This is a genomic window from Elusimicrobiota bacterium, from assembly GCA_016218575.1.
In the GTDB taxonomy this organism is placed as follows: domain Bacteria; phylum Elusimicrobiota; class Elusimicrobia; order UBA1565; family UBA9628; genus JACRDN01.
This window is the reverse complement of sequence record JACRDN010000010.1, coordinates 18,499-41,393: the sequence shown is the minus strand read 5'-3', so window position 1 is coordinate 41,393 and position 22,895 is coordinate 18,499. Positions and strand designations below refer to the sequence as shown.

Here is a 22,895-nt window from a genome sequence, read left to right as displayed (position 1 = left end):
TCAGGCCGCGGCCAGGAGCCGCCGCGCCTCCTCGCGCCAGGCTTGGGCCTGCGCGTATTCCGGATAAATCCCTACCGCCCGGTCCAAATCCTCGACGGCACCCGACAAATCGCCGAGCCGGCGGCGGCATTCTCCCCGCCCCGCGAAAGCCCAGGCCGCGCGATGATCGAGCTCGACCGCCTTCGTAAAATCGCGGAGCGCTTGCCTCGGAAGATCCAGGGCCGCCAGGGCCTCCGCCCTCCAGCCCCAGGCCTGGGCGTATCCGGGGCTAAGAGCTACGGCGCGGTCGAGCGCCTCGCGCGCCAAGCCGGGCTCTCCGCGGCTCAGGAGAATCTTGCCCCTCCAGGCCCTGGGCCAGGCCAGGCGCGGGGAAAGACGGAGGGCTCTCTCGATGTCCGCCAAGGCCTCGGCACTTTTGCCCCACTGCCAATGAGTCCAGCCCCTCCAAGCCAGGGCCCAGGCCATGCGGGGATGGGTCTTCAAGGTCCGGGAAAGTTGGCCTATCCCCTCCTCGAACAGGGCGGGGTCATTCTTGGGATTGAACACCCAAGAGTAGCGCGGGCCCAAGGCGTGGGCGCGGTTAAGGGCGCGCAGGGCCTGCGAGAATTCTCCCAGCCCCTTGTAAGCCGCCATGATCTGGTTGCAGGCCCAGGACTTCTGGTCCGCGGTGTACTCGAAATCGTAGTTGTAGATGGGATCCCACGCGAGTGAGCGGGACAAGTCCTCGACAGCCTCCCGGTGCTGGCCCAAGGCCACGCGCACGCCCCCGCGCCAGGCCCAGCCGCGCAGGTAGCGCGGCTCGAGCTTGAGGCCCAGGCTCAGGGACTTAAGCGCCTCGGAGAATCGTCCCTGATGGCGCAGGGCCTCTCCGAGCCAGCAGCGCAGCCAGCCCCAGGCGGGCTCCAGGGCCACGGCCCTTTCCATGTCGCTCACCCCATCGTAAAAACGCCCAGCGTTGGTGAGCTTGACGCGCGAGCGCATGGCCCACAAGGCGGCGGAGCCCGGCTCCAAGGCAACCGCGGCGTCGAGGTCGCTTACGGCCTCCTCGTAGCGCATGAGGCTTCTCAAGGAGAATGCGTGGAAAACCCGCGCCCAGGCGCAATCGGGAGCGCGGCGCAAAAGCCCTTGAGCGGCCGGGATGAGCCGCGGGAATTCCTCGGCCGAGAGGGTGGTTAGATCCCGGTAGGCGGGAAGATAGGAGTGGTCCATGCCGGACATCGCCCGGAAATCTCCCAGAGCCCCGGTCTCGTCCCCGGCCAAGAGCTTGAGGCCCGCCCGGTAAATGTAGGCCTGGGCGCAGAGGGGGTCAAGCCGCGCGGCCTCGTCGAAGGCCGCTATGGCCTTGCCCATGTGCCCCTCGTCCACGCAGGCCCGGCCGCGGGCCATGGCCGCCATGACCGAAACCCGGGGACGGTAGGCCCTCATGCCTCCAGGACCCCCTGGAGACGCAGTTCCCTCACGAAGTTCGCGGCCGGGCCCTCGGCCCACCAGGAGGGAACGCCGCGGGCCGGGAGCCCTTCCTTGATCTGGCGCCAGGACTTTCGGCCGTCCAAGTCCTTCAAGAGCTCGAGATGGTGGCGGGCCACGGCCCGACGCGGGTTGAAGCAGTCCCCCAGGCCCTCGGCCGGGTCGTGCTTCAAGAAGCGCGCGCGCTTGGCCGCCAAGAGACGGCCCCGGCCCCAATCCGGGATGAAGGAATACTCAACCTCGTAGGGGCAGGACAGGCGCGGCCGGCAGTTCTCCGAAAGGCCTTCCCGCGCCAGGGCCTCCAGGGCCGAGTCGCGCCCAAGGACGGCGGCGTAAAAAGGATAGTCCCCGGGAGCCACCGGCTCCGGCTCCAAGGCCGAGGCCGCCGACAGAGCCCTTTCGTAATGGCGCGTGAGCCCCGCCGAGACCGCGATGAATGCGTTCTGGTCCCCGAGCTCGACCGGGAGCCAGGCCCTCTGGATCCGCCGCGCGCGCGCCCACCAGCTCTCGGCCCGGCGGTCGTTCCCGTACCAAAACAGGGCCAGGGAGAGGAACTGAGCGGCCGATTCCCGGCAGAAAGTGTCGTAGTCCCTCCAGAGGAGGGACCTCATCTCGGAACTCTCCTCCCGCCAATGGGCAAGTGCTGTGTAGGCGGCCCGGTGCGCCCCCAGATGGGCCAAGGTCACGCCCGATGACAGGATCGGATCCACGAACACGGCTGCGTCGCCGGCCGCCAGCCACCCCGGCCCCGAGGCGGCCTCGTTGAGGTAGGACCAATCGCTCTGGACGAAGAAATCCCTGCCCGCCCCGTCGAAATCCCTCTCGAGCTGGGCGTTCTTGAGGAGAGGCCATATCTCCCGGCACTTCTTGAGCTCCGAGAAATACAGCTCACGCAGGGATATCCCCCGGCGGCGCGGCGCGCCCGCGCCGGCCACCAGCCCCACCGACACGATGTCCGTCGAGATGGGGATGTACCAAAACCAGCCGGCCTCGGTCGCGCAAATGAATATCTTGGTCTTGTCCGGATGGCCGGTGAAGCGGTATTTCCAGTCGGCGCCCCGGAAATAGGCGTAGCCCGCCACATTCTTCAAGGCCGGGTTGTAGCTGCGGATTTTGCGGAAGCGCGACAAGAAGCCGCTTTGGCCGCTGCAATCGGCCAAGAGGCCTGCGTAAACCGGCTCGGGCAAGCCCGAGCCGGTGGAAATCGTCAGCCCTGTGATTCTCCCCTCGTTTTCTATAATTTTCAGCGCCGCCGCCCCCCGCCGGACCTCGACCCCGTTTTCCTCGGCGTGGCGCAGGAGGATATCGTCGTAGAGCGAGCGCCGCACCTGCCAGGCGTACTCGATTTTCTCGGGGAGGCTCCCGTGGCGCCTCAGCATCTCGCCGACATTGACGTCGTTGAAATCGTTCTCCCAGACCTCCCGACCCCGGCCCCAAAGGTAATTGGCTCCGATCTTGCGGGGAAATCCCGCCGCGTCCACCTTCTCGAACACCCCCATCTCCTTGAGCACCGGCACCAAACCGGGCAGGAGGGATTCTCCTATGTGGTGCCGGGGCCCGGGGCTCTTTTCCAACAGGAGGATACGCCTCTCGGGGGCGTATTTCTTGGCGAGGGTGGCCACGGTGCAGCCCGCGGGCCCGGCGCCCACCACGACCAGGTCCCAAGGTTTCACGCCGGGCACAAGGCCTCCGAGAGAGCCCGCCTAAAGGCCGCGTCCGCCCGGTGAAACCCCCTCACCGCGCAGTCGGGGTCGCGCCCAGAAGCCAATGCGTGGAAATAGGTTTCGCGCGGGCAATGGCCGCGGGGGCCTCCGAGGCGCTCGTGGATGAAGCGCCGGGCCCGCTCGTGGAAGGACTCGCGCAAGCCCCAGTCCACGCCGTTCTCGCAGTCTCCCGCGGTCCAGGCTCCGAGCTCCCCGTAGGGCCTGGCGAAAAGCCCATCGCAGGGGTAATACCGTCCGTCCGCCCCCAGGACCAGGTCTTCGTACGGGTGATCCGCGTTCCGGCAGTCCGGCGGGGCCGAGACAAGGGCAAGCAGACGGTCGAGCTTAAGTCCCGCGGGCTCCGCCTTGGCCAGGGTCCGGAGGTAGCGCGAGAGGCCCTCAAGACTTGCGCGCAAGGTCGCCAGCCCCGCCTCGCTCCACTCCTCGAGAACGTCTAAGTGGAAGCTCAGGCGCCGAAAGCCCTCGCGCCTTAAGAATTCGACGCCGTTCAAAAGCAGCCCTGCGGTGTCCTCGCGGAGCACCATGCTGACGTTCAAGCCCTGGCGATCCTCGGGCCCGATCCGACGCAAAACCTCCGAGAGGGCGCAGTCCCACGGGTCCTTGAGGATGCGGCGGTGCCGGCCATGCGCGGCCGCGGAGCCGTCCAAGCTCACCGAGATCTCGGCGCCGAGGGCCCGCAGGCGGGCGAGCTTTTCAGAGTCGAGCAAGGTCCCGTTGGTCACCACCCGGATTCCGGCAGGGCCCCGGCTCCTGATGAAGCCCGCCAACTCCAGGAGGGTCGGGTAATGGATGAGGGGTTCGCCTCCGAGAAAGGTAAATTGAGCCCCCGGCCGCCGCAAATGGTCGAGAATGGCGCGCCGCCCGGCCTTGGGGGAAAGGACCGCGGCCGGCCCTCGGTTCAAGTCCAGGAAGCAGTAGTCGCAGGACATATTGCAACGATTGGAGAGAAAAATCAGGAGATTCATAGAGCCATATCCCCCTCGCAGCGGACGGGAAGGAACTCCCTCTCCCCGTAACGAAGCCGGTACTCGCGCTCGACACCTCGGCAGCGCCCGGCCAAGGCGCAGTCGGCGCAGGCCGCGACCGGGCCGCGGGCGGCGTCCTTCATCAGCTCGAGATCCTGGGTGAAGCCCTCGGGATGGGTCATCGAGGACGTCCCGCTTTCCCTCTCCCAGTCGAGCAGGCGCTCGGCAAGATCCGGAAGGACGCAGGGCGGAAAATTAGCCAGATAAAGGGCCTCGCTCCTGCCGGCCCGGGCCAAGCGCTCCGCCCCGGCCATGACGGAAGGCAGCGCCTCCTCGTAGGTCAGACCGATAGCGTCCGCATTCAAGGCCATCATGCCCTTGAGATGCGGAAAATAGACGATCGCCTCAGGGACCGCCAGCCCGACGCAGAATCTTTCCAGAAAATCCGGCAAAGCCGCCGCGTTGCGGCGGCAGAGCACGAAATTAAGGCCCACCCCCGCCCCGAGCTCGCGCAGGACCGCCAGCGCCGACAGGGCCTTGTCGAAGGCGCCGGGGACTCCCATGATCTCGTCATGAACTCCGGCATCCGCGGAGTGGATGGAAAGGCGAAAATGGGTCGCGCCGGCGGCCACCAGCTCCCCCGCGTAGCTGCGGCGGCCGAGGCGGATGCCGTTGGTCACCACGGTCGCCTGCTCAAAGCCGAGCTTCCGGGCCAAGCGAAGGATCTTCGGAAGATCCTCTCTCAGGGTGACCTCGCCCCCATGGAGATTGAGCCGCCGCCGCCCTTGCCCGGCCGCGGCGTACAGGCTTTCTGCCGCCTGCTCGAAGGAGAGATCGCGCCTCAAGAGCTCCGGGGTGAGCGGGGGATTGTAGCAGAACGGGCATTTAGCCCCGCAGGCGTAGTTGAGGAAAAGCTCGTGGACCGCCTCCTCGGTCTTCATGCCTTGACGGCCTCCAAGGCGGATAATGGCCGGAACTCCCCCTCGCCGAAAAGCGAGACGTAGCCGCGCTCGACCCCTAGGCAGCGGGAGGCGTGCCTACACGAGGCGCAGGCCGCGACCGGCGCCTTGCCGCTATTGGTCACCTCGTGTATGAGCCCGCCCGAGCCGTCGGGCAAGGTCACGAGGTCCTCGGGGCGCTGACCCTGGCCGGACTCCCCCGGAACCCGCGTCCAATCCAGCATGAAGGGCTCTAGCTCCGGCGCGGCGCAGGGCGGGAAATGGATCAAGGCCGGTCGAGCCGCGACCCCATCAGCGGCCAGGAGGCGGAAGGCCTCGCGCACCCGCGGGACCGCTTCGCCAAAGCTGAGCTTCAGGGCCTCGCGGTTTGCCGGCAAGGCCGCGAAGCCCTGATAGCGCATGAAGTAGGCGATCACGTCGTCAAGCCCCCACTCCTCGAAGAAATGGCGGCAGGTTTCGGGAAAGTCAGCGATGTTGCGCTTATTGAGGACCGTATTGACTCCGAGCCGGACCCCCAGCCCTTTGAGGTTGGCCACCGCGCGCTCGACCTTGGCGAAGGCCCCGGGCACGCCCACCTGGGGGTCGTGGACCTCGGCCCGCGCGCCGTGCACCGAGAGACGGAAGCTGTCTGCGCCCAGCTCCACGAGCTTGCGGGCGTAGGCGGGATCGGCCAGGCGCAGGCCGTTGGTCGTGATCTGCACGGATTGGAACCCGATGCGCCGGGAGAGAGCCACGAGCCTGGGCAAATCCTCGCGCAAGGTGGCTTCGCCGCCGATGAATTTGAGGGCGCGATAGCCCCGGGCGTAGCCCAGGCAGAGGCGCGCGGCCAATTCCTGGAAGCCCAAGCCGCGCTCGAGCTCCGGGAGCGCATCGGGAGGGTTGAAGCAGAACGCGCACTTGGCGTTGCAGGAATAATTGAGGAAAAACTCCATGGACTTTCCGGGGCCGCCGGGAAGCAGCGAAAAGATCCGGACTCGCGCCCCGGACTCGACCCGAGCCAATAGCTGGCTGGCTTCTGCGAAGCTCGGGCAGAGGCGGAGGGCTTTCTCGATATCCTTCTTGGCCTGGCCCCGCCGGCCCATCTTGAGCCGAACCTTGGCGCGGGCCAGGCAAATGCGCGAGGAATAGGGATTGAGGCTCCCGGCGAGCCGAAGCGCGGCCAGAGCCCCGGAAAGTTCGCCTCGGCGCAGGCGGACCTCGGCCTCAAGCTCGTGGAGGCGGGCGTACTCGGGATCGAGGGCCAGGCCCCGCCGGATATCCTCCTCCACCATCGAGGAGAAGCCCTCGCTTAAAAGCCTCGCCTCCGCCCGCCAGGCCCGGGCCCAGGCCATGCCGGGGTTTTTCTCGAGCGCGTCGCTCAAGATGGGCAGGGCTTCGGCCGGCCGTCCAAGACGGATCAAGGCCTCTGCCTTCCAGGCCGCAAACCAAGCCTCTTCGGGATGCCGGGCCATGGCCAAGTCCAGCTCCGCCAGAGCCCCCTGGAGGGCTTCCGGCGTGGTCTTGTCCCAGGAAAGTTCGCTGTTCAAGCGCGCGGCCTCGTGAAGATCTGCCAAGGCGCCCGTAAAATCGCCCCGCCGGCGCCGCAGGCGCGAGCGATCGAGCCACGCCCGGGCCGTGGGCCGGCGCCGGACCGCGAGGTCCAAGTCCCGGGCCGCGTTTTCCCATTGCCCGAGCTGAAGATAGGCGGTGCCGCGCCAGGAGTAGGAATTCGCGTAGCCACAATCCAGCGCCACGGCGCGGCTCAAATCCCGCACCGCCTCCCGCGGAAGACCCGCGTGCCTCTGGCCCTCCCCGAGCCAAGCCCAAATCCAAGCAGCGCAATCGAGCCGCGCGGCATGGCGCAAATCGGCCAGGCCCGCGCCGACCTCTCCTTTGAGGAGACGCGCCTGCCCACGGTAGGCCAGGACCGGGCCGCAGTGAGGCCCCACGGGGCCCTCCATATCCTGGAAAAGGGACCCCTGCGGCTCCAAGGCCGCCGGAACCGGAGCCAGGCCGAAAATCCAGGCGCAGTCCGGGTCCAGGCGCATGGCTTGGTCCGCGTCGCGCAGGGCTCCCGGCAGAGAGGCTTCTCGTTTGGCGCGGTAGCGCAGGAGATAAAGCCAGGGGAAGCGCCGGCCGTGCCTTTTTACGATCGGAGCCAGCCGGCTCAGGGCCTCGGTGAAGAGCCCATCCCGCCTATCCTTTTCCGCCCTCCAGACCTCGAGCCATGGGAAGGTCTGCATTGCGGAGCAAGAGAGGAACAGCTCTTCCCGGCTTTCCTCGACAAGGCCTTCGGCCAAAAGAGCCTTGGCCCGCCAATAATGAAAAACCGCCGGCCGGGAATCGAGGGCCAGGGCCGCGTCGCAGTCCTTGAGGGCCTGCCCGGACAGCCCCAGCTCCAGCTCGGCCTCGGCCTTCCAGGCGTAAATCCAGGAATATTCGACGCGCCGCGCGGCGAGGGTCTTGCGGTAATCCGCGAGGGCCCCGCGCCATGACCCCTCCAAGGCCTTGGCCCTGCCGCGCCAGGCCCAAGCCCGCGCGTAGCCGGGGTCCAGCCTCAAGGCCCGATTGAAACAAGGGATGGACTCGCGTGCCCGCCCCGATCTCAACAGGCATTCCCCCTTCCAGCAGAAAGCCCAGGCCCGGCCCGAGGGCGGGAGAGGCAGAGACAGGGCCTTGTCCAAGGACGAAAGGGCTTGATCGAATTTCCCAAGCTGGACCAAGGTTTCCCCGAGCCAGGCCAGAGTCCAGGCATGGCCGGAATTCTCGGCGCCGAAGGCCTCGAGTTCCTCCAGGGCGGCCAAGGCCTCTGGACTGGACTCCTGGCCCTCGGCCGTCCAGGCCCCGAGCCAATTATTCCTGTGGTTGAGGCTCGCGGCGCGGTTCAAGGCCCGCAAGGCCCGCGGCACCTCCCCCAGCTTTCTCAACACCCGGACCTTTTGGCGGTGGGCCTTCTCGAAGTCGGGGCAAATCGCGATTCCTCGGTCCAAGGATTCCAGCGCTTGGCGAATTTCGCCCCGGGCCTCCAGGAGCTTAGCGTTCCAGCAATAAGCCTGGTCATAGAGGGGATCGCGCCTCAAAGCCTTCTTGAAATCCACGGCGGCCTCCCTCAGGCGCCCCAAACGGCGGAGGGCCTCGCCCCGCCAAGCCAGCATCCAGCCGCAGGCGGGTTCTAGTTTCAATGCCTGGTCCAAGCAGGAGAGGTCCTCCTCCCGGGTCCCGGCCTGAAAAAGAACGCGGGCCTTGAAGGCGTGGGCCCAAGACCACGAGGGGTCCAGCGATAAGGCCCGCTCATAATCCGCCAGGGCCCCCCGATAATCCAACAACGACCTCTTGGCCTCCCCGCGCAGAAGATGCCCCCAGGCCCAGTCCGGATGAAGGTGAAGGCCTCGCTCGAAGCAGTCCAAGGCTCGCGCGAAATAGCGGTCGCCATCCCATAGTCTCAGGTAGTTGAGGCCGAGGCCGACGCGGGCCCAGAGGGCTTCCCCGGGGCGCTTGGCGCGGAACTCAAGCTCCGCGAAGTCCCGGGAGCTTGCCTTGAGTTCGGGCGTGGGGGTCAGGCACAAGCGCAAAAGCGCGCGGCGCAGCGCAGGGGACCCGGCGCCATCCCCAACCGGCGCCAAGTCGCGGGAGATCCGGCAGGAGCGGCCGATCTCGATGAGGGTCCGGCGGCCTCCGGTGTGGGCCAGGTGATGGATGAGGTTGGCCTTAATAAGGCCCCGCAAGGCCGTGGGCAGAAGACCCGGCCCGCTCAGCCTCAACTGATCCGGCATCGCACCAAGGCCTCACGCAAGTACTCTCTCATCATGGGATCGCTCTTGGCGGCCAGGGCCACGCGGTCCATGAAGGCGCGAGCCATCTCCGTGCGCCAGCGGTAGGGATCGTTTCCCTGGTTGATGCCGGGGCTGCTGTAGTAGTCCGCGGTGCAATTGCGGCAGGCCTGGCTTTCGGCGGAAAATGCGCAGGCCCGGTAGCGCTCGCTCACCCCCCCCTTGGCACTTCCCACCGCCGAGCGGCGCCGGCCCTCCCAGTCCACGAAAGCGAAGGGGTAGAAGGAATAGCTCCCATCCGGGTAGCATTCCATGGAGGAATGGAAGGGGCAGTGGTCCTCGAGGATCACCCCCTCCTTGAGCATCAAGGGCGCCAAGGAACAGACCAGGAAGCGCCTCCGGCCCTCCCGGGCCTCGGACCATACCCACTCCAGGACCTTACCGAGCATGGGCCTGAAAAGCGTCCGGGCCTTCTCCCAGCCGAAGCCATGGATCACCTCTATCTCCACGTTCTCGAAGCCCATGCCCACCAAGGCCTGGAAATTCTCCAGCATGCGCTCGACGTTGTCCGGGTGCACGCATTGAATGGCCATGGTGCGGCGCCGCCCCATCACATCGAAGATGCGGTCGAGGTTGGGCCGGATGCGGGCCCAGCTTCCAGCTCCGTTTTTGAGCCTCCGCCGCCGGTCATGGGTCTCGGCGCCGCCATCGAGGCTGACCGACAGGAAGAAGCTCTGGTCACGCAGGAACTCCAGCTGTCCGCGCGAAACCGACACCCCGCTCGTGCATATGGATAGGTCGAGGTCCTTCTTCGCCTCGGCGGCCCGGGCCCTGGCGTAGAGGGCAATCTCCCGGGCCAGGTCGAATTTAAGGAATGGCTCGCCGCCGTAAATCAGGAGCTTTTTTACTTGGCCCGGGGAGGAGAGCATGAAGCCGATGAGGGCTTGAACCACCGGCCAGGACACGACCTCGCCAGACTCCTTGTCTATGAAGCAGTACTCGCAGCGCAGGGGACACGCCGTGTTGATTGCCACCTTGAAGCGGCGGATCTCCTTGTTGGTGGCAAGCCCCCCCGCAAGGCTCGGGGCATCAGACGAGGCGAGGCCGGACATAAAGCTCCTCAAAAACCGGATGGCCCTCGAGCGCGCGCGCCAGTCCCACCAGGCTCTCGGCGAAGAGCTCGCCTACCCTGTGGAAATTCTCAAGCGCCGGCTGGGGATCCGCCCCCGCCTGGCGGCTGTGGAAATACACGCCCATGGGGCAGAAGGACTCGTCCTTGCCCCAGCCGCGGGATTCGATGTACTGCGCCGCCTCGCGAAAATGCTCCTGCCTTTTGTCCCAATCCATTCCCGCGGCGGCGTTTCCCACTTTCTGGCCCTCGGCCTCCCCGATCGGGAAGCTCAAGGCCTTGTCGCAGGCGTAGAATTGCTTGTCCGGGCCGAGGACCACGTTGTGGCAGTCGTGCCACCAACGCTCACCCGCGGCATTTTTAGGAGCATTCTCCAAAACCGAGAACAGGATGGGAATCACGAAGGGTCGCATGTTCTTCTCCAAAATTAAGCGGTAATAGCGAGCAAAGCCCTGCATCACGCCCCTAAGAACCTCCAAGCTTTCCAGGGACCACGCCTCGTAGAGCTCGGGATTGAAGGTGATGCGGCCAAAGCCCATGCGGTAGAAAAAATCGATGTTGGGCAGGAGTTCTCCCACGCTCCCGGAGTTAAACACCAGACTCACGCCCAAATTGTCCTTGGGGATGTCCTTGAGCCGGGCCATCACCTCGGCGAAAACAGAGCGGTCCTTGTCGCCGTGGAAGAACCTCTTGGCGTCGTTGGTGCGCTGGGTTCCGTCCAGGCTGATCGTGGCGTAGACCTCGTAGTCGTTGAGGAACTCCAGCCTCTCCGGAGTCAGGAGCGTCCCGTTGGTGAAGGTCTGCAGGACCAGGCTCTCCCCGCCCCTCCAGCGCGCGTGCCGGACCATGCGCTCCAAGAGCGGGAAATTGAGGAAGGGCTCTCCTCCCAAGAAGGTGATCTTCTTATCCGCGCCAGGCACCTCGTCCAGGAAATAATCCACCGATTCCTTGACGTCTTCGAAGCTTAGATGAGCCGGCGCCCCCTGGTTGACCGAGACATAGCAGTAGCTGCAGGCCAAATTGCAGCGGTTGGAAAGATAAACCGCCAAATGATTCGGCGCCGCAGCCATTCGTTAAAAGCAGCGTGGGCAGCACCAGCCGCCGCGGCAATGACTGCCGTGGGAGCCATGTGAACCGTGGGAACCGTGGGAGCCATGTGAACCGTGGGAGCCGTGGGAGCCATGCGAACCATGGGAGCCATGCGAACCGTGCGAGCCGTGGGAGCCGTGGGAGCCATGCGAACCGTGCGAGCCGTGAGAGCCATGGGAGCCGTGGCTCACATGCGAGCCGGTGCCGCCGGAGTTGTGGAGGTAGTTGGAGTGCTGGGCGGGGGCCGGAGCGGCCTTCAAGAGGGCGGCGCCGATGATGCCAAGCGCCGTCGCGGTCTTGACCACGTTCTCCTTGGTGATTTTCCCCTCCTCGCTGCTTAGGAACACCGAGGCGTCCTTCTTGAGCTGGGGCAAGAGCTCCGGCTTTTTCTTCTTCTTTCCCTTGCTCTTGTCCTTCGGTTTTTTCTCAGCCATGGCGTCCTCCTCGATTAGCGGTCCTTGTACTCGAGCCACGACTCGAGGACCTTCCTGGCCTCCGGATCCTCGAGCCTTTCAAATAGAACGTCGAAAATTCCCATCATCTTCCCGCACCAGGCGTTGGACGTAAATTGCCCCCAGAGGCTGGCCTGGGTCCGGTGGTTGAAAACGGGAGAAACCGTGCAGTACGGGTTGTAGGCGCATTGGAAGCACAGAGGCTGGCAATTTGGGCTGGCTGCCATGAGCGAGGCCCTTACCGTCGGATGGTCCAAAAGCTCCGCGTAGCTCGACTCTCCCGCTCGGCCGATCTTGAAGAATTCGTCCCCCTCGTTGGCCAAGAGCCGTCCCTCCTCGCAAGTGTAAACGTCGCCATCGTGGTTGTAGGCCAGGCGGCAAAGCGCGTCGGCGTTCGGGAAGCGCCAATGGCCCTTCTCCAATATCCGAATGAGGAAAATGAGGGCCATTTTCTCGTAGGCCTTCACCCCTTTGCGGTTGAGCTCGATCAGGGAGTCCAGGACCTCGGCGTAAAAAGCCGCGAACTCCTCCGCGCCGTATCCGATCTTGTCCCAAGCCCGCGCCGCAAACCCAATGGGGTCGAGCGGCCCGACCTGGATGCGCTCAAGGCCCAGCCCCGACAGCTCCTCCACGATTTCCCTGGCCCGGGGCAAAGACTGGCGGGTCACGGTGCAGATGGCGTTGGGGGCGTCGAGCTTGGCCCCTTGTCGCCTGCGCTCTTGGATTTTTCTCAGGCCGGCCGTCACCTCTTGGTACGTATTGCCGCCCAAATGGATGCGGTTGCGGTTGTGCAGATCCTCGGGCCCGTCCAGGGATGTGCAGAAGGAGACTCCGTTTTCCTCGGCCCACGCGACCACCTCGTCGGTCAGCAGGCTGAAATTGGAGATAAGGCCGAAATGAAGGGAGCGCTTGGCCGCCTCGTTCTTCTTCCTGGCATAGGCAACGATGAACTTCACGACGGGCCAGTTGAGCAGCGGCTCTCCTCCCTGGAACTCGATCATGAGCGACGGGCTTGGGCTCTGGAAAATGAGCTCCACCACTTGGCGGGCCGTCTCCACGCTCATGTCCTTGTCGGTTCTGGAAAGGTCCACGACGCTCGCATGGCAGTACGCGCATTTGAAATTGCAGCGCAAAGTCACCACGACCGTATGGACGTTGGGGCCTTTCCAATCGAGCAGGTTCTTGTCTACGCTCGCCCCGGCCAGGACCCGGAAATCCAGCTGGTCCCTCAGGAACTCCTTTTGTATGAGGCCGCCCGGCCCCTTGGCCAGGGTGTCGTCCGGCCCGATCTCTCCGGTCAAGTAGCGGCGGTAGTCCTCGGCAGAGAGTGCTGCGAACTCCCCGGCCTCGTTGGTGACGAGGACTTTCGAGCCTCGAACCCGGAAATTGTGCTGAGCGACCCGCTCGGCCTTGGGGACGGACGGGGTCTCGAGCTCGGTCAGCCTAGACACTCGCATCCTCCGCCGGGGGCGGAATTGGGGCTCCCTGGGGCGCGATTTTCCTCGGCATGGTCCTGGCGATCTCCTCCTGAGCCTCCCGCATGAGCCGGGCCGCGAAGACCTTGAACTCATCCGTTTCTTCTCCCGAGGCGGGCGCCGCCTCCCCACCACGGGCCGCCAGAAGCGCCTGGGTGACGATGAGGTTGGAGATCTTCCGGTTGAAGGCCCCGACCACGAAGCGGTACTCCTGGTTGAGCATCTCGTTCAAGAACTCCCTGGCCAGGACCTCCAACTCCGCGGCGGCGCTCTTTTTCTTGGACTGCAAGGCGAGCTCGAAGGCATCCTCCGAGCGGTCCAGGAACACGTTCGCGCGCCCCGAGAAGATGTGGGCCGAGATCTGCACGGCATCCAAAGAATACGCCTTGGCGCAGGCCTCGAAGCTCACGGTCCGCTCTTCTTCGTCTATTTCAAATTCCATTAAAGCAGCTCTCCCTGCCCAACGCCCGCGGGCGCCGGGCCACTTTCTTGCCAGCGGCATTGGTCGCGTTCGAGCCATCCATCGAGCACCTTCCGGGCCTCCGGGTCCCGCAGCTTCTTGAACAAAACGTCGAAAGTCCCCATGTGCGAAACGCACCAGGGGCTCGAGGGAATCTGCCCGAAGACGCTTTTCTGCGTCTCGTAATGAAATACCGGCTCGACGCCGCAATAGGGCTTGTAGGCGCACTGGAAGCACATGGGCTGATTATCCAAGGTCGAGGAGGCGGCGCAGGCCCTGGTCGTGGGATGGTCTATGACGTCCGCCCAGGAGTCCTTGATTGCGTCCCCCACCCGAAAGAGCGGGTCGCCCTGATGGTCCACCATCCGCCCCTCGTCGCTCACGAAAATCTCGCCGTTGTAATTGTAGGCCAGGCACCCCAGCACCGCGCCCGCCGGGGAGCGCAGGTCCATGAAGCCCGGGTCCTCGCCCTTGAGAATCTTCGTGAGCAGGATCAAGGCCGTGCGCTCCATGATCTGGGATTTCCCCGAGCGGTTGAGCTCTAGGATGTAATCGAGGGACTTCTCGTAGAAAGCCGCGAATTCCTCGGCGGAATAGCCGATCTCGTGCCAAACCCTCTTGGCGTAGCCAATCGGAGACAGGGGACGCAGGAATATTTGCTCCAAGCCCAGGCCCGCGTACAAATCCACTATCTCCCGGTAGTATGGGAAAGAGAACCTCGTCGTGGTCATCAAGGCTCCCGGCAGATAATGCTTCTTGTCGGCATCCTCGCGGCAGCGCTTTTGAATCTCCGAAATCCAGCGCACCACCTTGGGCTGGGCCTCGCCCCCGCCCAAAAAGGGGCGGTTGCGGTTGTGCAGCTCGGCGGGGCCATCGAGAGATGTGCAGATGGAAACATGCCGGTCCATGAGGAAGTCGAGCTTGTCTTCGGTCATCAAGGTGAAATTGCAGACCAAGGCCATGATGAGCTTGCGCTTGCCGGCCTTGGCCTTGGCTTGGGCGTAGTCAATGATGAATTTCACCACCGGCCAATTGAGCAATGGTTCCCCGCCTTGGAATTCGACGCAGAGCGTGGGGTTGGGGGTCCGGAATATGAAATCCACGGTTTTCCTCGCCGTCTCCAAATCCATGTCCGTGTCGGTGCGCGACGGATCGACCACGCTCGAATGACAGTATTGGCACTTCTGGTTGCAGCGCAAGGTGACCACTATCATGTGCAGGCTCGGGCCCGGAGTCCACTGGAAGGAGTTCTTCCTGACGTAGGAGGCGGCCAAGGCCCTGAAGTCCAGGAAATCCCGCAAAAATCCCTTGTCCTTCAAGGATTGCCAAAGCGGTTCGTTTTGGGCAAGCTCGCCGGCCATGAAGCGCTTGAAATCGCAGTCCTCCATCATGAAGTGGTGGCCCCAGTCGTTGGTAAGAAGATGCCAGCCTCCCATGTCGCGGAAATTAAATGGGCCCAGAGACTGGGTCTCGATGGAGGTCCCGGCGGGAAGGGAGGTCAGCCGGCTCATGAGAGGCTTCTTTTTTCTTCCCAGGAAGCCTTGATGTTCTTCGGGTCGGGCACCGCCTTCTTCTGGTTGAGGGTCTTGATCTCCTCCTCCACCTCGGCGATAAGCTTCTCGATCTCCCGGCGCTGCTCATCCGAGAGCTGGTCCGGGGGCGGCTCTGCGGGCTGCGGCTCGGGCGGAAGCTGGCCGTTGGCAAGCATCACCGCCTGCTCGGCCACGAATTCCCTCACCGGCAGATTGTTCTTGGCGACGGCCCAGCGCACCTTCTGTGTCGCGAGCTCGCGCTTGAAGGCCTCGGCCAGGGCCTCCGGGAACAGAAACTCCGGCCGCTTGGCGGCCAGGCAAACCTCCAAGGTCTTCTCCCGGTCCCCAGAAACGCGGACGTAGGCCCGGTCGGTCATGAGATAGGCGGCGGCGAGGATCGGCTCCATGCCCTCTGCCTTCACGTCTAGGCGCAGGCTCAGCTCGGAGGCGTCCTTGGGGTTCGTAGAGGTCATAAATTCATGCCGGAACAGCCAACAATCGTATCAGGTTTGTCGCCGGTAGTCAAACTCGGTCGCGTGGGGAAATCAAGTCGAGAAGCGCCATGTTCAAGGCGCAAAGGGGGCTTGACGGAGTCTGGCCCCAAATCGCGGACTGCAGAGCCCAATGACGGGAAGGAGAAACGGCGCAGTAGGCCTTGTAGCGGCACTGGAAACAGCGCGGCTGATTCTCCGCGTGAGAAGCCGCAAGGCACGCCCGCACCGTCTCGTTGTGGGACAGATCGGGATATTTGAGCTCATCGGCCCGCCCCAGCTTGAACGGAGAATCCCCCAATCCCAAAGCGAACTCGCTAGTGTAGACATCCCCCTCCGGCCCGTAGGCCAGCTCCCCCAGCACGTCCAGGCCGGGAAGGTGCCAAGGCTGGCGCTTTAGGAACGCTTCTTGTCCCTCCTCCACCAGTTTGTCTCGGCCGATCAGCTCAAGCTGGTCGAGAGCCCGGGAATAGAAGTCAAGGAAGAGCTTGCGGCCCTTGACGGCCTCCAGAAGCCCCGCTTCCGGCGCCAGGAGCACGGCGGAAAATCCCATGGCCAAGAGCCAATCCATCCAAGCCGCCGGGGCCGCGGAGTCCCGCCTCACCTCCGCCAGGGCTCGAGCTGCCGGAAATGGCGGCCGGACTCCCGGCTCCGGAGCGCCGCGCAAGGCCAGATCTGCGCGCAGGATAACCTTGCGGGCGCCCAAGAACTCGAGGCGCGCGGGTTCTATAGGCTCCGCCGCGCGCAGGAACATGCGAACTTCCCTTTTGGACCACTCGGCCCTGAGCTGAATGTATTGAACCAGGAACCAGGCCGCGGGCCAGGCCGCCTCGAGGCTGCGCGCACAGAGCTCGATGCTGAGAGCCGGGCTCGGGGTGGCGAAGATGAAGTCCGCCGCGCGCCGCGCGGCATCGAGGCTCATCGCTCTCCCGTGGCGCTCCAGCGCCATGACATGGCGCGGCGGCCCCTGCCAGGACTCGATGCCTGCGGTCATAATTTATGCGCCTCTTCCATGAGAGATCCCACCTCCGCCTCGCGGTCCAGGCGCACCTGGGGCTCTAGCTCCTCGAGGGGATCGGCGGCAACGGCGACGAATCCTCGCGCCAAGAGGCGCGAGAAGACCTCTTGGGTTTGTTTGAAGTTGAAGGCCACGACTTTCTGCCGGTAAGCATGGCTCAAGGCCTCGTTGAGAAATTCGCCGACGGCCTGCACCCGCCGTCGTTGGGAGAGCCCGCCTATCCCCGCGCGGCCTTTCGTCCATTTGAACTCGATTTTATAAGCCTTGCTTCCCTCTTCCAGATAAACCAGCGCCCGGTCTCCGGCCGCCAAGGCCCCGGCCGCCAGGCTTTCCCGCGAGTAGAATGACTTGGGAAGGAGAAGGGTGGCGCCGCCGCGCTTGAATGAAATCATTTCCGCCCTAAGGGCTCGCAATGAAATAATATGACCAACTGGCAGGCCCAGATTCGAGTTGATTTCGAGGCGCGAGGAGGGAGCAATGCCGCAGCGCATTGTGACCGACGAGCAACGAAGAAATCGGCCGAAGATGGGCCTGCCCGGAGGGCCGGGGCAATTTTGGGCTGCGACTTCGTCTCTCGTCACTCACATACCGTTGCGGGTATGCTCGCTCCTCGATCCTCGTCTCGCCCCAAAATTGCCCCGGCCAGTTGGTCATATTATTTCATTGCGAGCCCTAAGGCCCTGGCCTCGTCCCATGGGGTTCTAATCCCCAAGGGGTCCGCCATTTGGAGCTCCTCGGCCAGCAGCCTGGAGATTTCCCTGCGCTGCGCCGCGTCAGCGGCGTGGTGTTCAAGGCCATCAGGAGTTGCGTTGGGCTTTATGCGCTGCGCCGCATCAGCAGCGCGGAGCTTAAATCTCTCTCTGCGATTTCTCCGCGCCAAAGTCCATCCCCGGAGCTGTTCCTGGTAGGCGGTCGAGAAGGCTTCGGCCAAGCCGGCCAGCTTCTTTCCGGGCTTGGGCCAAAGCGTCGCCCTTGGGGTTGCACCCTTGAGCTCGAGGCCGACATAGGCCCTCTCGGTCATGAGATAACAGGCTCCGAGCCAGGCCTTGGAGTCGGCCCCAAGCCGGAAGACCCGGAGCCGGCCCATCCGCGGCTCGGCCTTAAAGCGGAAGGCTTTTTTCTTCAAGGGACTCGATGGGGTGATAAGGATTTTGGCTCAGAACCACGGGCCTGGCCTTCAAGATCGGGGCGATGTCCGGGGCTCCGGCGTGCTTGACGTAGGAACGGTGCACTCCCACGCACTGCGGCCGGTACAGACATTGGGAGCGGCAGCCCTCCAGATAGGAGACCTTAAAATCGGCCAAGGTATTCCAAACCATGGGCCAGAGCCGGGTGGGCACGGTGCAGAGGGAGAAATGGTAGAGTCTGGCGTCCTTGAACCTCAGAAGTTTCTCGTAATTGCGGTCCACGGCACCCGCTGCCTCGGACATGGGAATCTTGAGCGCCTCGCGGTACTTCTCGGCAAAGCCCTCGATCTCCTCGTAGAGAAGTGTCAGACGATCTACCCAGGGAAACTCGGCCAAGAGGAAATCAAGGAGCCCGTCCAAATAGCGGCATTGGATGCGGGTGAGGATCACCCGGATCTCGACGAGTTGGCCGGGCTTGCGGTGGCGCTCGAGATGCCAAAGGCCGCGCGTGGTCTGTCGGAAGCTGAGCGGCGTTCGGGAAATGCTCTCGTGGGTTTTAGAATCGTAGCCGAACATGGGAATGGCGGCCTCGAAGGCAGTCCCCGCTATCCCGCAGGTCCGGCGCGCGAAATCCTCATAGGCAAACATACGGCCGTTGCTCAAAAGCCGGATGAGGTTCTGCGGGAACTCGCTGCGGATGAGCGCCAGTATTTTAAGGAAATCCGGATGGATGGTGGGCTCCCCGCCGGTGAGGTTGAAGTAGTCCCGGACCTCGTCGAATTTGACGAAGGTGCGCAGGCCCCGCTTGTAGTCCTCGAGCTTCTTCTTGATCTCCTCGAAGGAGTATTTGTCGGTGGTGTGGCGGAAGCCCTCCACAGGGTTGGAGCAGAAGACACAGCCTATGTTGCACTGAGGCCAGATGGGGAAATCGGGCATGTCACCCGCCTCCCCGCGGGAGGCGGGTCGCCGTGAGGGGCGTTGGCTGTTCTACTGGCTTTAACTCCTCATCCCCGTAGTGCCGCAGGTATTCTTTCCACAGCCCTTCGCAGCGTTCGTAAAGCGCGCAGCCTTCGCAGCGCTCGGTCTTGGCCCGGGCCGCGAGCTTGCGCGATCCCCCCACGTCCTCGTTCTTGAAGTCCGGCGCCCAATGCCGGGTGTGGAAAAGCTCGACCTCCCTGAGCTCGCTCACTTGATCGAGGTACTCCGCGAAATGGCAGAGAGGGACGTAGCGCACGCACCAGTCCCTGGTGCCCCAACGCCGGCCGATGTCCAGCGTCTCACGCAAGTAAGGCGCGGCTTCGGCGATGCGTGGAACCAGGCCTTTGAAATTGGTGTAGGCGCCGCCGTAGGTGGGATCCACGAAAATGAACTCGGCGTGGTGGATGTCGAGCTCGATGAAGAGCCGGCCGATGTCGGGCATGCGCTCCATGTTTTGCCTAACCACCGTGCAGTTGGCGAAGATCCGCTCAAATCCCAGGGCGCGGACGTTCTCTATCCCCTTCAAGAGCTCCTCGAAAGCCCCCGGGGCGAAGGTGAGCTCGTCGTGGAGCCGCGCGTCGTGGCCGTGGATGGAGAAGATGAGGTCGGTCACCCCGGCCTCGACGGTTTGGCGCGCGAATTCGGGGTAGGAGAGCATGCGGCCGTTGGTCACCACCACGACGTCCTTAAAGCCCAGCTTCTTTGCCGTGCGCACCAAGGGCAGGAAGTCCCCCCTGATCGTGGTCTCCCCCCCGATGAGCTCCAGGTACTCGACCCCCTTGGCCCGGGCCTGGGCCATCTCGGAGACGATTTGCTGGGTGGACTTATCCGGAAGATCCCTCTTGTTGAGGTCTATGCAGAAATGGCAATGGCTGTTGCAGGAAAAACCGGTGAAAAGGACCAGCTTCTCGATCTTCCCGGGCTCCTTCATTCAGGCTTCAGACTCCAAAAATACTTGCCCCGCCTGAACTCCCGATGGACCAGGCCCATGCGGATCAAGGTTTCGGCGGCGTTTATCACCGCGTTCTCATCCTTGCAGTCCTTGCAGAGCGGGATGCCCTCCGCGACCCCAAGAAACTCCTTGGTCGCGACGGGGCTTTTCACCTTCAGGACCTCGAGAACGCATTTTTCGTTGTCGGTAAGCACGCTGCGTCCCTCGTGACGGGGCCTTTGGCTCTGGGCATCGTAGCGCTGGGGGACCTCCGAAAGCGGCGCGATCTCCCCAATCCCGAAGAAGCGGGCGTAGGATTTGTCAAAACCAATGCAGCGGTCGTTGTAGACGCAGCGCCCGCAGGCCTCGGTTTTGACGGTGTGGAACTGGGCCGTCATGTCGAGGTCCCGCTTTTCCCCCTTGGGGCTCACCACCATGGTGTTGAAGGCCGACCATCCCAGCATCTGCTGCTCGTAGCCCGGAAGAACGCACGGCGTGAAATGGAGAAGGAGCGGTGGTTTCGGAAAGTTGATCCTTGTAAAGACCTCGTATGCCCGGCGGATGTGCGGAGCCATGTCCGTCAGCCTGGCTCCCATGAGGGGAACATGACTCGTCATGTTCCCCTCATACAAGGGTGCTATGATGACGAAATTGGAAAGTTCGAGCTTGATCAGGAACAGCTCGTAGAACTCGACGAGATGCCTGTAATTCCACTCGTTCAAAACGATGTTGACTCCGATGCCGACATTGAGCTTCTTTAAGTTCTCGATGGCGCGCAGGCATTTGTCGAAGGCCCCGGGAACCTCCACGAGTTTGTCGTGGAGCCCTGCCTCATGGCCGTGGATGGAAAACTTGACGAAGGTGAGCCCCGCATCGGTCAAGGCCTTGACGTAGTCGTAGTCCGCGATGCGCACGCCGTTGGTCTGAATGCGGATGTAGGTGTAGCCGATCTTGCGGGCCAAGGCGATGAGATTGGGCAGATCGCGCCGGATGGTGGGCTCGCCCCCGGTGAATCCCAGCCTGCGGTAGCCGTTCTTGTAGGCAAGATAAAGGTGCTCCACCGCCTTTTCGAAAGGAAGCTCGTTGGGCGCCTTGCGCCAGTCGAAATCCTGCGAGCAGAAAAGGCATTTGGCGTTGCAGGCGTAATTGAGAAGAATATCGAAACACTTGGGCTCGTCGAAGGCGTCCCGGTCGGCCGAGGCCTCCACGCCGGGAAGCTCCGCCTCAATGCTCATAGAGCGCGCGCAGGTACGACCCCACGGCCTCCAGGAAGAAATCCACCTCCTCGGCGGTGTTGTAGGCGAAGAAGGAGACCCGCAAAGTGGCGGGGAGCGCAAGCCTCTGGTGCAGAAGATGCGCGCAGTGCTCCCCGGCCCGGATGGCGATGAAGCGCTCTCCCAACTCGTGGTTGAGAAAGAGATTGAAGTCCGCGACCGAGAAGCCCTCCTGGACGGGATGGAAGGAAACGAGCGCCCCCTTGGCCAAGTCCTCCTCCCGCCCCAGGACCCGGAGTTCGGGAAACCGGGCCAGCCCCCGCGCCAGGCGCCGCACCAAAGCGGAGACGTGAGCGCGGAGTTCCTCCTCGGGAATCCGGCGCAGAAAATCCACGGCCTCCTTCATGCCGAGGATGGCCGCAAAGTCAGGCACCCCCGCCTCAAAGCGCGCGGGGGCGTCCAGGTATTCCACGAGAGGAGAGGCACCCCTCTCCCAAACGACGGACTTCACGGTCCCCCCGCCGACTTTGGCGGGTTTAAGCCTGTTGAGCAAATTCTCCTTGCCGTACAAGACCCCGGCCCCAAAGGGGCCTCCGATCTTGTGCGCCGAGAAGGCGATGAAGTCCGCGTTGACCTCCTGGACCTTCTCGCGATGGGTGGCCACGTATTGAGCCTCGTCGCTGAAGATAAGCGCGCCGCGCCTGTGGGCAAGGTGGCTCGCCTGAGCCAGTGGCTGAATCCCCCCGTAAACGTTCGAGGCCCGAGTCATGCACACCAATGCGGTTTTCTCAGAAATCAGGCCCTCGAGAGCATCCAAATCCACGCGACCATCACGGCTCGGACAGAAGCGCAGCGAAACCTCCCCTCTCAGGCAAGCCTCGTGAAACGGAAGGAAAATCGCGTTGTGCTCGAGGTCCGTCAGAACGACCTCGCGGCGCTCCCCATCGAAGGGGAATGCGCGGGCAAGAAGATTGGCCGCCTCCGTCGTGCCTGAGGTGAAGACGATCTCGTTGGGAGATTCCGCCGAGATGAAGTCGGCCGCGGTCCGCCGGGCCTCCTCGAGCCAGTCCTGAACCTGCTGGGAGGCCAGATGGGTCGAGCGCTTTCCGCCGCAGCCGCCCCAATGGAGGTAGAAATCGCCCAGCCTCTCGGCCACGGCACGGGGCTTCAAGGCCGTGCAGGCGCTGTCAAGATAGACGAGCTTCCGGCCTTGCACTCTCTGTTCCAAGGCCGGAAACTCGTCTCGGATGTTTATCAGATCCAATTCCTTCGCCTCAGCGGTGGTCATAGAGCGCCGTATATCTCGATGTAGTCGCGCCGGGGCCCCGGACAAACGTCCTTCATGGCGCAAGGCTTGCAGTCGGCCACCTGCTGCTTCTCCGACAAATGGACTCCCGAGGTGAAGTCTCGCATCTTGCGGTAGTCGGCGTGGTGCTCCCGATGATCCATGACAAAGCAAACCGGGATGTGATCCACGTCGAAGTCCAGCCCAAGCTCCGAGCAGCGCCCCATGGCCGCGTTGAGATAGGGGGCGGCGTCCCGGAAGCGCGGCATCACCGCCTTCTCGCCCCTGGCCCGCCCCATGCCCTTGCAGTAGCTGAACTGGATCCAAGAGAACCCGGGGAGCTCGCGCGCGGCGAAGCGCACGAAGTCCTCGCAGTGCCGGTAGTTGGCCTCGTGCACGATGTAGTTGAGCCTCACCGAGGCTCCGAGCTCCAAAAGACGGCGCACCCCGGCGACCCTCCATTCGAAAGCCCCGGAGGTCTCGGTCACCGCGAGGTCGAGCTCCGGGGTGTGCGCGGAGAAATTGATGTTGAAGAAATCCACCAGACCCACGAGCATCTTGAGGCGCTTGGGGTTATAGCGGGTCACCATCACCCCGTTAGTCTGGAACTCTATGATCTTATTTTTTTGGCGGCAACGGAGGAGGATTTTCAGGAGTTCGGCCGGATCCTTGACCATGGGGTCGCCGCCCGATATTTGGACGTGTCCGGTCTTGTCGCGGTCTATTTGGTCCAGGAGCGAGGCCAGCTCAAAATCCCCGCTGCGCCCATCGGCCGAGCAAAAAACGCACTTGATGTTGCAGACCCCGTTGATGGGCAGGTGCAAAGCCATTCGGGGAAAGTATACCGCAA

Annotated in this window: 20 protein-coding genes; all 20 read right to left on the bottom strand. The window is 63.8% G+C overall.

Going from position 1 to position 22,895, the window contains the following annotated elements; translation table 11 throughout:
* Positions 1–1,425 (bottom strand): tetratricopeptide repeat protein, encoded by a 1,425-nt coding sequence (locus HY921_02590; GenBank protein ID MBI5629755.1) that lies wholly within the window; start codon positions 1,423–1,425, stop codon positions 1–3.
* On the bottom strand, positions 1,422–3,140 hold the full coding sequence (locus HY921_02585; GenBank protein ID MBI5629754.1) for a tryptophan 7-halogenase: 1,719 nt from the start codon (positions 3,138–3,140) through the stop codon (positions 1,422–1,424). Before HY921_02585 ends, HY921_02590 begins: the two co-directional genes overlap by 4 nt.
* Positions 3,137–4,156, bottom strand: coding sequence for a radical SAM protein (locus HY921_02580; GenBank protein MBI5629753.1), 1,020 nt, complete (start codon positions 4,154–4,156; stop codon positions 3,137–3,139). Before HY921_02580 ends, HY921_02585 begins: the two co-directional genes overlap by 4 nt.
* Positions 4,153–5,097 carry a radical SAM protein gene (locus HY921_02575; GenBank protein MBI5629752.1) on the bottom strand — a complete coding sequence of 315 codons (945 nt, stop codon included), beginning with the start codon at positions 5,095–5,097 and terminating at the stop codon, positions 4,153–4,155. Before HY921_02575 ends, HY921_02580 begins: the two co-directional genes overlap by 4 nt.
* A complete protein-coding gene (locus HY921_02570) occupies positions 5,094–8,867 on the bottom strand; it encodes a tetratricopeptide repeat protein (GenBank protein MBI5629751.1) in 3,774 nt (1,257 codons plus the stop codon). The genes HY921_02575 and HY921_02570 overlap by 4 nt, the downstream gene beginning before the upstream one ends.
* Positions 8,852–9,976 carry a radical SAM protein gene (locus tag HY921_02565; GenBank protein MBI5629750.1) on the bottom strand — a complete coding sequence of 375 codons (1,125 nt, stop codon included), beginning with the start codon at positions 9,974–9,976 and terminating at the stop codon, positions 8,852–8,854. The genes HY921_02570 and HY921_02565 overlap by 16 nt, the downstream gene beginning before the upstream one ends.
* Entirely contained in the window at positions 9,954–11,063 is a 1,110-nt protein-coding gene (locus tag HY921_02560; protein ID MBI5629749.1) for a radical SAM protein, read from the bottom strand. The genes HY921_02565 and HY921_02560 overlap by 23 nt, the downstream gene beginning before the upstream one ends.
* Positions 11,064–11,066: 3 nt before the next feature.
* Positions 11,067–11,516 carry a hypothetical protein gene (locus HY921_02555; protein ID MBI5629748.1) on the bottom strand — a complete coding sequence of 150 codons (450 nt, stop codon included), beginning with the start codon at positions 11,514–11,516 and terminating at the stop codon, positions 11,067–11,069.
* Positions 11,517–11,530: 14 nt separating this feature from the next.
* Positions 11,531–12,985, bottom strand: coding sequence for a His-Xaa-Ser system radical SAM maturase HxsB (gene hxsB / locus HY921_02550; GenBank protein MBI5629747.1), 1,455 nt, complete (start codon positions 12,983–12,985; stop codon positions 11,531–11,533).
* On the bottom strand, positions 12,978–13,451 hold the full coding sequence (locus HY921_02545) for a hypothetical protein (protein MBI5629746.1): 474 nt from the start codon (positions 13,449–13,451) through the stop codon (positions 12,978–12,980). Before HY921_02545 ends, hxsB (HY921_02550) begins: the two co-directional genes overlap by 8 nt.
* Positions 13,451–14,980 carry a His-Xaa-Ser system radical SAM maturase HxsB gene (gene hxsB / locus HY921_02540; GenBank protein MBI5629745.1) on the bottom strand — a complete coding sequence of 510 codons (1,530 nt, stop codon included), beginning with the start codon at positions 14,978–14,980 and terminating at the stop codon, positions 13,451–13,453. The genes HY921_02545 and hxsB (HY921_02540) overlap by 1 nt, the downstream gene beginning before the upstream one ends.
* On the bottom strand, positions 14,977–15,474 hold the full coding sequence (locus HY921_02535) for a hypothetical protein (GenBank protein MBI5629744.1): 498 nt from the start codon (positions 15,472–15,474) through the stop codon (positions 14,977–14,979). The genes hxsB (HY921_02540) and HY921_02535 overlap by 4 nt, the downstream gene beginning before the upstream one ends.
* A gap of 49 nt (positions 15,475–15,523) precedes the next feature.
* The gene (locus tag HY921_02530) at positions 15,524–16,486 is read right to left on the bottom strand and encodes a hypothetical protein (GenBank protein ID MBI5629743.1); all 963 of its coding nucleotides are present in this window, start codon (positions 16,484–16,486) and stop codon (positions 15,524–15,526) included.
* Positions 16,483–16,902 (bottom strand): hypothetical protein, encoded by a 420-nt coding sequence (locus HY921_02525; GenBank protein MBI5629742.1) that lies wholly within the window; start codon positions 16,900–16,902, stop codon positions 16,483–16,485. The genes HY921_02530 and HY921_02525 overlap by 4 nt, the downstream gene beginning before the upstream one ends.
* 263 nt (positions 16,903–17,165) lie before the next feature.
* A complete protein-coding gene (locus tag HY921_02520) occupies positions 17,166–17,636 on the bottom strand; it encodes a hypothetical protein (GenBank protein MBI5629741.1) in 471 nt (156 codons plus the stop codon).
* On the bottom strand, positions 17,611–18,573 hold the full coding sequence (locus HY921_02515; protein ID MBI5629740.1) for a radical SAM protein: 963 nt from the start codon (positions 18,571–18,573) through the stop codon (positions 17,611–17,613). The genes HY921_02520 and HY921_02515 overlap by 26 nt, the downstream gene beginning before the upstream one ends.
* A gap of 1 nt (position 18,574) precedes the next feature.
* Complete coding sequence (locus HY921_02510; GenBank protein ID MBI5629739.1) at positions 18,575–19,546, bottom strand: radical SAM protein; 972 nt, start codon at positions 19,544–19,546, stop codon at positions 18,575–18,577.
* The gene (locus HY921_02505; protein ID MBI5629738.1) at positions 19,543–20,781 is read right to left on the bottom strand and encodes a radical SAM protein; all 1,239 of its coding nucleotides are present in this window, start codon (positions 20,779–20,781) and stop codon (positions 19,543–19,545) included. Before HY921_02505 ends, HY921_02510 begins: the two co-directional genes overlap by 4 nt.
* Positions 20,771–22,048 (bottom strand): aminotransferase class V-fold PLP-dependent enzyme, encoded by a 1,278-nt coding sequence (locus HY921_02500; GenBank protein MBI5629737.1) that lies wholly within the window; start codon positions 22,046–22,048, stop codon positions 20,771–20,773. Before HY921_02500 ends, HY921_02505 begins: the two co-directional genes overlap by 11 nt.
* Entirely contained in the window at positions 22,045–22,875 is an 831-nt protein-coding gene (locus HY921_02495; GenBank protein ID MBI5629736.1) for a radical SAM protein, read from the bottom strand. The genes HY921_02500 and HY921_02495 overlap by 4 nt, the downstream gene beginning before the upstream one ends.
* Positions 22,876–22,895: the final 20 nt, after the last annotated feature.